General features: G+C 59.9%; 10 protein-coding genes. 7 read left to right on the plus strand and 3 right to left on the minus strand.

The window, feature by feature from the left end; translation table 11 throughout:
• The first annotated feature begins 5 nt into the window (after window positions 1-5).
• From infB to PG879_RS14135, 6 genes are all read left to right on the plus strand, one after another.
• Window positions 6-2,708 (plus strand): translation initiation factor IF-2, encoded by a 2,703-nt coding sequence (infB, locus tag PG879_RS14110; protein WP_029314767.1) that lies wholly within the window; start codon window positions 6-8, stop codon window positions 2,706-2,708.
• Between the two features lie 55 nt (window positions 2,709-2,763).
• Window positions 2,764-3,198, plus strand: a complete 435-nt coding sequence (gene rbfA, locus PG879_RS14115) for a 30S ribosome-binding factor RbfA (protein ID WP_010675366.1) — start codon at window positions 2,764-2,766, stop codon at window positions 3,196-3,198.
• Window position 3,199: 1 nt separating this feature from the next.
• Window positions 3,200-4,150 (plus strand): tRNA pseudouridine(55) synthase TruB, encoded by a 951-nt coding sequence (gene truB / locus PG879_RS14120; protein WP_010675365.1) that lies wholly within the window; start codon window positions 3,200-3,202, stop codon window positions 4,148-4,150.
• 135 nt (window positions 4,151-4,285) lie between these two features.
• Complete coding sequence (gene rpsO / locus PG879_RS14125; protein WP_010675364.1) at window positions 4,286-4,555, plus strand: 30S ribosomal protein S15; 270 nt, start codon at window positions 4,286-4,288, stop codon at window positions 4,553-4,555.
• A 180-nt stretch (window positions 4,556-4,735) separates the two neighbouring features.
• Complete coding sequence (pnp, locus tag PG879_RS14130; protein ID WP_270830344.1) at window positions 4,736-6,874, plus strand: polyribonucleotide nucleotidyltransferase; 2,139 nt, start codon at window positions 4,736-4,738, stop codon at window positions 6,872-6,874.
• 142 nt (window positions 6,875-7,016) lie between these two features.
• Window positions 7,017-8,228 (plus strand): MDR family MFS transporter, encoded by a 1,212-nt coding sequence (locus tag PG879_RS14135; protein ID WP_270830345.1) that lies wholly within the window; start codon window positions 7,017-7,019, stop codon window positions 8,226-8,228.
• Window positions 8,229-8,231: 3 nt separating this feature from the next.
• Here the strand turns inward: PG879_RS14135 and PG879_RS14140 are convergent, their stop codons facing one another.
• Window positions 8,232-8,585 carry a DsrE/DsrF/TusD sulfur relay family protein gene (locus tag PG879_RS14140; protein ID WP_010675361.1) on the minus strand — a complete coding sequence of 118 codons (354 nt, stop codon included), beginning with the start codon at window positions 8,583-8,585 and terminating at the stop codon, window positions 8,232-8,234.
• A 160-nt stretch (window positions 8,586-8,745) separates the two neighbouring features.
• On the opposite strand from PG879_RS14140, the gene PG879_RS14145 reads away from it, so the two are divergent.
• Complete coding sequence (locus PG879_RS14145) at window positions 8,746-9,138, plus strand: DUF1090 domain-containing protein (RefSeq protein ID WP_039041125.1); 393 nt, start codon at window positions 8,746-8,748, stop codon at window positions 9,136-9,138.
• Window positions 9,139-9,343: 205 nt separating this feature from the next.
• On the opposite strand, the gene PG879_RS14150 is transcribed toward PG879_RS14145, so the two are convergent.
• Complete coding sequence (locus PG879_RS14150) at window positions 9,344-9,592, minus strand: YfhL family 4Fe-4S dicluster ferredoxin (protein WP_010675358.1); 249 nt, start codon at window positions 9,590-9,592, stop codon at window positions 9,344-9,346.
• A 1-nt stretch (window position 9,593) separates the two neighbouring features.
• Entirely contained in the window at window positions 9,594-10,958 is a 1,365-nt protein-coding gene (gene trhP, locus PG879_RS14155; protein ID WP_010675357.1) for a prephenate-dependent tRNA uridine(34) hydroxylase TrhP, read from the minus strand.
• Between the last annotated feature and the right edge of the window lie 339 nt (window positions 10,959-11,297).

Here is an 11,297-nt window from a genome sequence, read left to right on the forward strand (position 1 = left end):
AATGAATGGCAGAAGTATCAGTTAAGCAACTTGCCACTGACATCGACACGCCGGTTGATCGTCTTCTCCAGCAGTTTGTCGATGCCGGCATCGTGAAGAGCAAGGCCGACGACATGGTCAGCGAGTCTGAGAAACAGACTCTGCTGGCACATCTGAAGAAACAGCATGGAGGTGACGAGGTCACCGCACCTGCTCGCATGACCTTGCAGCGCAAGACCAAGAGCACCCTGAGTGTTCAGGGGACTGGTGGCAAGAACAAGGAAGTGCAGGTAGAAGTGCGCAAGTCTCGCACCTATGTAAGACGCTCGGCGCTGGAAGATGAACAGCGCCAGGCGGAAGCCGAGGAAACAGCGCGTTTGGAAGCAGAAGAAAAAGCTCGTCGCGAGGCCGAAGAGAAGGCCCGCCTCGACGCTGAAGAGAAGGCTCGCCGTGAGGCTGAGCAGGCTCGTCGTGAAGCTGAGGAAAAGGCGCGGATCGAGGCACAACAGAAGGCTCGACAGGCTCAACAGCCCGCCAAAGCAGCCGTTAGCACAGCTCAGCAAGAGGCAGAAAAGATGGCCAAGCGCGAAGCAGAAGAACTGAAGCGCCAACAGGAACAGACAGCTTTGCAAAAAGCTGAAGAACTCGCCGCGAAGAAAGCCGAAGAGGCTCGCATCATGGCGGAACAGAATGCGGCCCGCTGGGCTGAAGAAGAAGCGGCTCGCGCCAAAGAGAGCAGCGATTACCATCTGACCACCAACAAGCACGCGCAAGCGGCCGAAGATGAGTTGGATCGTAAGGAAGAGACCAGCCGTCGCACGGCTGCCGCTGCCAAGGCGCCGAAGAAGGTCGGCCGTCGCGAAGACGACCGCAATGACCGCAACTCCCGCGATCCCCGTGCCCGCAAAGGCAAGCGTGGCAAGATGGCCATGCCGAACGCCATGAAACACGGCTTCAACAAGCCGGCTGCCGTGGTCAACCGTGACGTCGTCATCGGCGAGACCATCACAGTGGCGGAGCTCGCCAACAAGATGGCCGTCAAGGGCGTTGAAGTCATCAAGGTGATGATGAAGATGGGTGCCATGGCCACCATCAACCAGGTGATCGACCAGGAGACCGCTCAGCTGGTCGCCGAGGAGATGGGTCACAAGGTAGTGCTGCGCCGTGAGAACGAGCTGGAAGAGGCGGTACTTAGCGATCGTGACGAGACCTCCGAAGCCAAGCCGCGTGCGCCGGTCGTGACCATCATGGGTCACGTCGACCACGGCAAGACCTCGCTGCTGGACTATATCCGTAAAGCCAAGGTCGCCGCAGGCGAAGCCGGTGGCATTACCCAGCACATCGGTGCGTACCACGTACAGACCGACAGCGGCATGATCACCTTCCTGGATACCCCGGGTCACGCGGCGTTTACCTCCATGCGTGCTCGTGGTGCCAAGGCGACCGACATCGTTGTGCTGGTTGTTGCAGCTGACGACGGCGTGATGCCGCAAACCATCGAAGCTATCCAGCACGCCAAGGCGGCCGGTGTGCCGCTGGTTGTTGCGGTGAACAAGATCGACAAGCCTGAAGCGGATCCGGATCGCGTCAAGACCGAGCTGGCCCGTTACAACGTCATGTCCGAAGAGTGGGGTGGCGATTGCCAGTTCGTGCACGTCTCCGCCAAGTCTGGCGAAGGCATCGACGACCTGCTGGAAGCCATCCTGATCCAGGCCGAAGTCCTGGAGCTGAAAGCGGTGGTTGACGGCATGGCCAACGGCGTCGTGATCGAATCCTTCCTGGATAAAGGTCGTGGTCCGGTTGCCACCGTGCTGGTACAGGAAGGCACTCTGCGTCAGGGCGACATTGTGCTGTGTGGTCTTGAGTACGGCCGGGTTCGCGCCATGCGTGACGAACTGGGTCGCGAGATCAAGGAAGCAGGTCCCTCTCTGCCAGTGGAAATTCTGGGTCTGTCCGGCGTTCCCTCTGCCGGTGACGAAGCCACGGTCGTGCGTGACGAGAAGAAAGCCCGTGAAGTGGCGCTCTACCGTCAGGGCAAGTTCCGCGAAGTCAAGCTGGCTCGCCAGCAGAAGGCCAAGCTGGAAAACATGTTTGCCAACATGACTGAGGGCGAAGTGTCCGAAGTGAACGTGGTGATCAAGGCCGATGTACAAGGCTCTGTGGAAGCGATCTGCGATGCGCTGGTCAAACTCTCCACCGACGAAGTGAAGGTGAAGATCGTGGGTTCCGGCGTAGGTGGCATCACCGAAACCGACGCGACCCTGGCCGCGGCTTCCAGCGCCATCCTGGTGGGCTTCAACGTCCGTGCCGACGCTTCTGCGCGCAAGGTCATCGAATCCGAGAGCCTGGATCTGCGTTACTACTCCGTCATCTATGACCTGATCGACGAAGTGAAGCAGGCCATGAGCGGCAAGCTGGCTCCTGAGTATCGTCAGGAGATCATCGGTCTGGCTGAAGTGCGTAGCGTCTTCAAGTCGCCGAAGTTCGGCGCCGTTGCCGGCTGTATGGTTACCGAAGGTGTGGTCAAGCGTTCCAACCGCATTCGCGTTCTGCGTGACAACGTGGTTATCTATGAAGGCGAGCTGGAATCCCTGCGCCGCTTCAAGGATGACGTCAACGAAGTTCGCAACGGCTACGAGTGTGGTATCGCGGTCAAGAACTACAACGACGTGCGTGAAGGCGACCAGATCGAGGTGTACGAGACCGTTGAAATCCAGCGGACTCTGTAAGCCGAGCGTTAGACAAAATAGGGGGCCGCGGCCCCCTTTTATCGCAGGATAGAATATGGCCAGAGAATTCAGCCGGACCCGTCGGGTCGGGCAGCAGATCCAGCGTGAAATCGCGCTGATCCTGCAGCGCGAGGTGAAAGACCCGCGCATCGGCATGGTGACCGTCTCCGACGTGGAGGTCTCCAAGGACCTCAACTATGCCAAGGTTTACGTCACCTTCTTGCAACTGGAGAATGACGCCGAGCGCATCAAGGAAGGGCTCAAGGGCCTGACCGAGGCTGCCGGTTACATCCGCAGCCTGCTGGGCAGCGCCATGCGTCTGCGGGTGGTGCCCGAGCTGCGTTTCTACTACGACCAGACCCTGGTCGAGGGGATGCGCCTCTCCAACCTGGTGACCAACACTGTGCGTGAAGACAAGCGTCGCATGACTGAAGCCGGTCGTGACGAAGAGCAATCCGCACCGGATGACACGACTGAGGATAACGCCTGAGATGTCTCGTAGACGTCGTTTCAAAGGCCGTGACGTACACGGCATCCTGCTGCTGGACAAACCGACCGGCCTGACTTCCAACGATGTGTTGCAGAAGGTCAAGCGGATCTACAACGCCGCCAAGGCTGGCCATACCGGCGCCCTGGACCCCCTGGCCACCGGCATGTTGCCGATCTGCCTCGGGGAGGCCACCAAGTTCTCCCAGTATCTGCTGGAAGCGGACAAGCGCTATGAGGTGACCGCCAAGCTGGGCGAGCGCACCAATACCAGTGACTCCGACGGCGAGGTGGTTTCCACCCGCCCGGTGAACGTGGCGGTGGGCACCCTGATCGAGGCGCTGGACCAGTTCCGCGGCCCCATCATGCAGGTGCCGTCCATGTACTCCGCCCTCAAGCACAACGGCCGCCCGCTCTACGAATATGCCCGTGAAGGGATCGAGATCGAGCGGGAAGCCCGTCCCATCACCATCTTCGAACTCAAGCTGCTCGGCTTCGAGGGGGACGAGGTGAAGCTGGAAGTGCATTGCAGCAAGGGTACCTATATCCGCTCCCTGGTGGACGATCTGGGGGAAGTGCTGGGCTGTGGCGCTCACGTCACCCAGCTGCGTCGCACCCAGGTGGCGAGCTACCCCTACGAGCGGATGCTGACCCTGGAGCAGCTCGAGTGTATCTTCGAGCAGGCCAAGGCCGAAAGCATTCCGCCACGGGAGCAGCTGGATCCCCTGTTGCTGCCGATGGACACCGCTGTGGCCTCTCTGCCCGAGGTGAACATGCTGGTCGCCGTGGCCGCCTATGTGAACCAGGGTCAGGCCGTGCAGGTGGCAGGTAGCCCCCAAAGTGGCCAGGTCCGCATGACGGTTGGCCCGGAGCGCGAATTCATCGGGGTTGGCGAGATCGATGACGAGGGGCGCGTGGCGCCCAAGCGTCTGGTTCGCTACCACGACGAGGAGTGATCCTCAGGTGGTATCGGTCTGTCACGCGTCTTTCCCGTTGCGAAAAGGGGCCGGGACGATTATGATACCGCCCTCATTTCACGGCTGAATTAGAGATTGGCTGTGAACCTTTAAACACTCTACTGGAGTAATACCATGTCTCTAAATGCTGAGATCAAAGCTCAAATCGTTGCCGACAACGCTCGTGGTGCCAACGACACCGGTTCCCCCGAAGTGCAAGTTGCCCTGCTGACTGCCCAGATCAACCATCTGCAAGGTCACTTCAAGGAGCACGCCAAGGATCACCACGGTCGTCGCGGTCTGCTGCGCATGGTTTCCCAGCGTCGTAAGCTGCTGGACTACCTGAAGCGTAAAGACGTTCAGCGCTACGCTGCTCTGATCGCCAAGCTGGGTCTGCGTCGTTAATCGACCATCAGATTTCGCAAAAAAGGGGAACCGCGAGGTTCCCCTTTTTTATTGCCCGTTTCAAACAGGATGCAGGCCGTTGCCTGCCTCACAGAATTGACGTCCGCGCTTACCTTTTGATGCGAATCAAGTATACTTGCACGCGAATTTAAAGCGCCAAATTGTTAAAAGGAAATTCACGTGAATCCTATTGTAAAGTCATTCCAGTACGGTCAACACACCGTCACACTGGAAACCGGTGTGATGGCCCGTCAAGCCACTGCGGCCGTCATGGTCAGCATGGACGATACCTGTGTCTTCGTGACTGTCGTTGGCAAGAAAGAGGCCGATCACGGCCGTGATTTCTTCCCGCTGACCGTCAACTATCAGGAGCGTACCTATGCTGCTGGTCGTATCCCGGGTGGTTTCTTCCGTCGTGAAGGCCGTCCGAGCGAGGGTGAGACCCTCATCTCCCGTCTGATCGACCGTCCCATCCGTCCGCTGTTCCCGGAAGGCTTCCTCAATGAGGTTCAGGTGGTTGCCACCGTCATGTCCGTGAACCCGGCCGTTTCTCCCGACATCGTTGCCATGATCGGTGCCTCCGCGGCCCTGGCCATCTCCGGCATCCCGTTCGGCGGCCCGATCGGTGCAGCCCGCGTGGGTTACATGAACGGCCAGTACGTGCTGAACCCGACCACCACCGAACTGCCCCAGAGCGATCTGGATCTGGTGGTTGCCGGTACTGCCAATGCGGTGCTGATGGTGGAATCCGAAGCGGCCATCCTCTCCGAAGAGGTGATGCTGGGCGCCGTGGTCTACGGTCACGAGCAGATGCAGACCGTGATCAACGCCATCAATGAATTCGCTGCCGACGTCGGTACCAAGCCCTGGGACTGGACCCCGCCTGCCATCAACGAAGCGCTGAAAGCCAAAGTTGCCGAACTGGCCACAGCTGAACTGGGTGAAGCCTACCGTATCACCGAGAAGGCTGTTCGTTACGAAACCATCGCTGCCATCAAGGGCCGCGTGGTCGAGCAAGTCATCGCATCCGGCGTGGAAGAAGATGCCAAGAAGATCGGCGAAGAGTTCCACAGCCTGGAGAGCCGCATCGTCCGTGGTCGCGTCGTACGTGGTGAGCCGCGTATCGACGGTCGCGATCCGGAAATGATCCGCGCCCTCTCCGTCGGTACCGGCATCCTGCCCCGTGCCCACGGTTCTGCCCTGTTCACCCGTGGTGAAACCCAGGCCATCGTGGTGGCCACTCTGGGTACCGAGCGTGACGCCCAGAACATCGACGAGCTGACCGGCAACCGCGCCGATCGCTTCATGCTGCACTACAACTTCCCGCCCTACTGCGTCGGCGAGACCGGCATGATGGGCAGCCCGAAGCGTCGTGAAATCGGTCACGGTCGTCTGGCCAAGCGCGGCGTTGCTGCCGTGATGCCGAGCGCCGCCGAGTTCCCGTACGTGGTGCGCGTAGTCTCTGAAATCACCGAATCCAACGGTTCCTCCTCCATGGCGTCTGTCTGTGGTTCCTCCCTGGCGCTGATGGATGCCGGTGTGCCGATCAAGGCCTCCGTTGCCGGTATCGCCATGGGTCTGGTGAAGGAAGAAGAAGGTTTCGTCGTGCTGTCCGACATCCTGGGTGACGAAGATCACCTGGGCGACATGGACTTCAAGGTAGCCGGTACCAGCGAAGGTGTGACCGCGCTGCAGATGGACATCAAGATCGAAGGCATCACCAAAGAGATCATGGAGATTGCGCTGAAGCAAGCTCGTGGCGCTCGTCTGCACATCCTGAAGGTGATGGACGAAGCTATCCAGGCTCCCCGTGCCCAGATCTCCGATTTCGCCCCGCGCATCCATACCATCAAGATCAATCCTGAGAAGATCAAGGACGTGATCGGCAAGGGTGGTTCCGTGATCCGTGCCCTGACCGAAGAGACCGGCACCAACATCGAGCTGGATGATGACGGTACCGTTCGCATCTCCGCTGTGGCCAACGAAGCCGCCATGGAAGCGATCCGCCGCATCGAGGCCATCACCGCCGAGATCGAAGTGAACCGCATCTACGAAGGCAAGGTCGTGCGCTTGGCTGACTTCGGCGCCTTCGTCAACATCCTGCCGGGTAAAGACGGTCTGGTGCACATCTCCCAGATCACCGATGCCCGCGTGCAGAACGTGGCCGACTTCCTGAAAATCGGCGACGTGGTGAAGGTGAAGGTACTGGAAGTGGACCGTCAGGGCCGTGTGCGTCTCTCCATCAAGGAAGCGAACGCACCGACCGAAGCGGCTGCTGCTCCTGCTGCCGTTGCCGTCGAAGAGCCGGCTGCCGAATAAGGCTGCCGTATGTGAAAGAGCCGACCCTTGGGTCGGCTTTTTTGTGCCTGTCGCCCGGCATGGCGCAGATTGTCTCCTTGTTCCTTTTGGCGCCCCTTGATATAAGGGACGACCCCGCTTCGTTGGCAAAAGGAATTGCAGCATGTCATGGGCCTACCTCAGGCAGTTTCCTTCCCTGGTCTGGATCGTCATCCTGGGCACTTTCATGGTGCGTACCACCTTCTTCATGGTCTGGCCCTTTCTCTCCATCCTGCTCTACCGTGACTACGGACTTTCGGCGACCCTGATAGGCCTGATCCTGGGGGCCACGGCGGCGCTTTCCACGCTTGTCAGCTTCTATGGCGGCTGGCTCTCGGACAAATGGGGGCGGCGCAACATCCTGCTGTTCGGCTGCCTGGTGTCCGCCCTGAGCGTCGCCCTGCTCGGCCTCTCCCACCAGGTGGGCTGGCTGGCACTCGGGGTGATCGGCAGCGGACTCTCCTACGGACTCATCGACTCACCGGGCAAGGCACTGATGGCCGACAATCTGGCCGAGCCCAAAGCCCGTGAGCTGGCGCTGCACCTGCGTTATTTCCTGCTCAACCTGGGGGCGGCCATCGGTCCTCTGCTCGGCGTCACCTATGGCCTGAGCGCGCGTCAGGAGACCTTCCTGTTGCTCAGTGCCAGCTATCTGCTGCTTGGCATCGTCTTTGTCATCGGGTTCAGGCTGGCGGGTTGCCACACCAGCCAGGCGGCCGGGCCCGGCATGCGTGCCGTGCTGCGGGTGCTCTGGCAGGACAGGGGGTTTCTGCTGCTGATCATGGCCAATCTGCTGCTTATGCTGGTCTATGCACAGTTCGAGTCGCCCCTCATCCAGTATCTGACCCGCGCGGGGACGCCGGAGGTGGAGCGGCTCATCGGCTGGCTGGTGACGACCAACGCGCTGACCATAGTGATGCTGCAGTTCCCCCTGCTGCACCTGACTGCCCGCTGGTCCACGCGGCGCAAGCTGCAACTCGGGGTGGCGCTCTTTCTCGGCGCCCAGTTGCAGTTTGCGCTGGGGGATACCGCCATCTGGTGGCACTGGATAGTGGCGGTGATCCTCCTGAGCGTCGGGGAGTGCATCCTCTTCCCCTTGCTCAATGTGCTGATCGATCAGATGGCGCCTGGTCATTTGAAGGGGAGCTATTTCGGGGCGGCCTCCATCTCCGGACTCGGGGTGGCCATGGGGGCCTTGCTGGGAGGCTGGGTGCTGGCCCACTGGGGCGGGAGCTGGCTTTACGCTCTGATGGCGCTGCTCTGCCTGGTGATCCTGATGCTCTATGGTCTGAGTACCCGGACCTCGCGCCCTGCGCTGGTCCGGGCTGGGCCCTGACGGCTAGAAGGTCAGCACCTTGTCGGCGGCCAGAGTCCATTGGGCCAGCAAGGGGAGGGTGCCTATCTCTATGCCCTCGACAAGGGGTAGCGGGGTGATGCCGCGCGCATCGGTGCAACTCTTGCAAAGCCGGATCCGGGTGCCCTGAGCCAGCAGTATCTCCAGCATCTGGCGCAGGTTGTAGCCCTCGGCCGGAGCCTGCCCGGCCAGAGCAGCAGTGACGGCATCTGACATCAGGAAGAGGTTGAGGTCTACCTTTCCCTCCTCTTTGAGGGCGATGCCGAGGCGCAGGGCATTGAACAGGGACTCGCTGCCATAGGGGGCGCCGTTGGCAATGATGAGAATGTGTTGGGTCATGTGACTCTCCTGATTGAAAGGGCCATTGTAGCCTCGGCGAAAGCGGCCCGGCATGATGCAGAGCACACTCTGTCGTAGCCCGGCCCCGTGTGTCTTGACCTCACACAGGGAGTCAGGTCTCATGGACGGCCATCCAGTATGACAGAACAAAGAGGTTGTTATGTGGAAGATCGCCGGAATAGGCTTATTGTTGTTGGCCGGACAAGCCTATGGTAGTGAAAACATCGGCTGCAAGGCCAGACAGCAGGCCGTGACGGATCAGCTTGCGTTCGCCAGGGCGCACAACAACCAGGAGCAGGTAGCCGGTCTTGAGCGGGCACTGCGCAACCTGGAGGCCCATTGTACCGATGCCGGGCTCCTTGAGGAGCAGCAACGCAAGGTGGTCAAGCAGAGGGAAGAAGTGGAAGAGCGGCTGGCCGAGTTGCAGAGCGCACGGGTATCGGGCAAGCCGGACAAGATTGCCAAGAAGCAGTCCAAGCTGGAGGAGTCCCAGGCCGAGTTGCTGGAAGCCCAGCGCGAACTCGAGGCGCTGCAAAAACTGGTCAAACCCTGAGGGAAGGGCAGCGCAATAGAAAAAGCCGGGCATGCCCGGCTTTTTCTATTTCTGGATAATGCACCCGCGAGTGTCAGACGCTGACTGCCTGTGCATCCGCACGAATTTCTCCATCAGCTGATCTTCGGTTTCCCACCCGATGGATGGGATCCCGGAGGATGCCGTCCATGGGGCGCAGACGCTGATGCAGGTGCAGGTGCTACAGCTACTGCCTGTGCATCCGCACGAATTTTTCCATCAGCTGATCTTCGGTCTCCACATGGGCGGGATCCCAGATGATGCAGTCGATGGGGCAGACGCTGATGCAGGTGGGCTTCTCATAGTGGCCGACGCATTCGGTGCAGCGATCCGGGTCTATCTCGTAGATCTTGCTCCCCAGGGTGATGGCCTGGTTCGGACACTCCGGATCGCACATGTCACAGTTGATGCACTTGTCGGTGATGAGCAGTGCCATCTCAGGCCGCCGAGTGAGGTTGACGGGTATCTTCGCGCTCGCCGAGGTTGCGCAGCAGGATGCCGTAATTCACGTCGATCTCCTTGGGAACCGGGACGTAGACCACGTGGCCGTTGCCCGGCGCGGTGTCGATGAGCTCGCCCTTGCGGTTCTGCATCTGCTCCAGGTTGAAGCTGAGGTTGCCCTGGGGGGTCATCAGCTCCAGGCTGTTGCCCAGCAGGAACTTGTTCTTCACCTCGACTTCGACCATGTCACCGTTGCGACCGGTGATCTCGCCGACGAACTGCTGGGTGTCGGAGACGGAGTAACCGTAGTCGTAGTTCTGGTATTCGCTGTGGTTGTGACGGCGCAGGAAGCCCTCGGTGTAGCCGCGGTGGGCCAGGTTCTCGAGGGTGCCCATCAGGGTCGGATCGAACGGACGGCCAGCCACCGCATCGTCGATGGCCTTGCGATAGACCTGGGCGGTACGGGCGCAGTAGTAGAAGGACTTGGTACGGCCTTCGATTTTCAGCGAATGAACGCCCATTTTGGTCAGGCGCTCGACGTGCTCGACGGCGCGCAGATCCTTGGAGTTCATGATGTAGGTGCCGTGCTCGTCTTCAAACGCAGTCATGAACTCGCCCGGGCGGTTGGACTCTTCCAGCAGCACCAGGGCATCGGTCGGCTTGCCTGCGCCCAGGGTCGGATCCACCTTTTGCACGGCGATGGGCTCCTGGCGGTGGACGATCTGGCCCACGTCATCTTCCTTGCCCTCGTGCACCTTGTACTCCCAGCGGCAGGAGTTGGTGCAGGTGCCCTGATTGGGGTCACGCTTGTTGATGTAGCCGGAGAGCAGGCAGCGGCCGGAGTAGGCCATGCACAGCGCCCCGTGGACGAAGACTTCCAGTTCCATCTCCGGCACCTGCATGCGGATCTCCTCGATCTCGTCGAGAGACAGCTCGCGGGATAGGATGGCACGGGTCAGTCCCATCTGATGCCAGAACTTCACCGTGGCCCAGTTGACCGCGTTGGCCTGCACCGAGAGATGGATAGGCATGTCGGGGAAGGCTTCGCGCATCATCATGATGAGACCGGGATCGGACATGATGAGTGCATCCGGCTTCATATCCACTACAGGGCGCATGTCGCGGATGAAGGTCTTGAGCTTGGAGTTGTGGGGCTGAATGTTGGCCACCACATAGAACTGCTTGCCGAGGGCATGGGCCTCGTTGATGCCGAGCTGCAGATTCTCGTGATCGAATTCGTTGTTGCGTACCCGCAGGCTGTAGCGCGGCTGGCCCGCATAGACGGCGTCTGCGCCATAGGCATAGGCGTAGCGCATGTTCTTGAGGGTCCCGGCAGGGGAGAGCAATTCTGGTCTGAACATGTTGGACTCTTTTATCTGATTGCAAATCAGGAAGGCACTACCTAATAGCGCCGAATAATCAATGACTTACATTGATTTTTTTGGTGTGTATAGTCGTGTATAGTTGGGATCTCCCAACACCCTAATATTTTACCACCAAACCCAGCTGCCAGCCACGCACACAGCTTGGCTGAGTTGATTTCGGATGCATCCGTGCTAGCAGAGCGGTAGGTCGCAACATATGACTTGTGTCGAACTCATCCGGAGCTTGCTAGAAGGGAACTACTAAATAACTGATCCCAATAGTGCTACACCTTCGCTGTGCCATAGCCATTCCCCGGGAAAGGAGACACGGTATCC

The organism is Aeromonas sp. QDB63, from assembly GCF_027707425.1.
Lineage (GTDB): Bacteria > Pseudomonadota > Gammaproteobacteria > Enterobacterales > Aeromonadaceae > Aeromonas > Aeromonas caviae.

Coding starts and splice junctions, on each gene's coding strand:
- infB (WP_029314767.1), top strand. CDS start 6: ATGGCAGAAGTATCAGTTAAGCAACTTGCCACTGACATCGACACGCCG.
- rbfA (WP_010675366.1), top strand. CDS start 2,764: ATGGCCAGAGAATTCAGCCGGACCCGTCGGGTCGGGCAGCAGATCCAG.
- truB (WP_010675365.1), top strand. CDS start 3,200: ATGTCTCGTAGACGTCGTTTCAAAGGCCGTGACGTACACGGCATCCTG.
- rpsO (WP_010675364.1), top strand. CDS start 4,286: ATGTCTCTAAATGCTGAGATCAAAGCTCAAATCGTTGCCGACAACGCT.
- PG879_RS14135 (WP_270830345.1), top strand. CDS start 7,017: ATGTCATGGGCCTACCTCAGGCAGTTTCCTTCCCTGGTCTGGATCGTC.
- PG879_RS14140 (WP_010675361.1), bottom strand. CDS start 8,585: ATGACCCAACACATTCTCATCATTGCCAACGGCGCCCCCTATGGCAGC.
- PG879_RS14145 (WP_039041125.1), top strand. CDS start 8,746: ATGTGGAAGATCGCCGGAATAGGCTTATTGTTGTTGGCCGGACAAGCC.
- PG879_RS14150 (WP_010675358.1), bottom strand. CDS start 9,592: ATGGCACTGCTCATCACCGACAAGTGCATCAACTGTGACATGTGCGAT.
- trhP (WP_010675357.1), bottom strand. CDS start 10,958: ATGTTCAGACCAGAATTGCTCTCCCCTGCCGGGACCCTCAAGAACATG.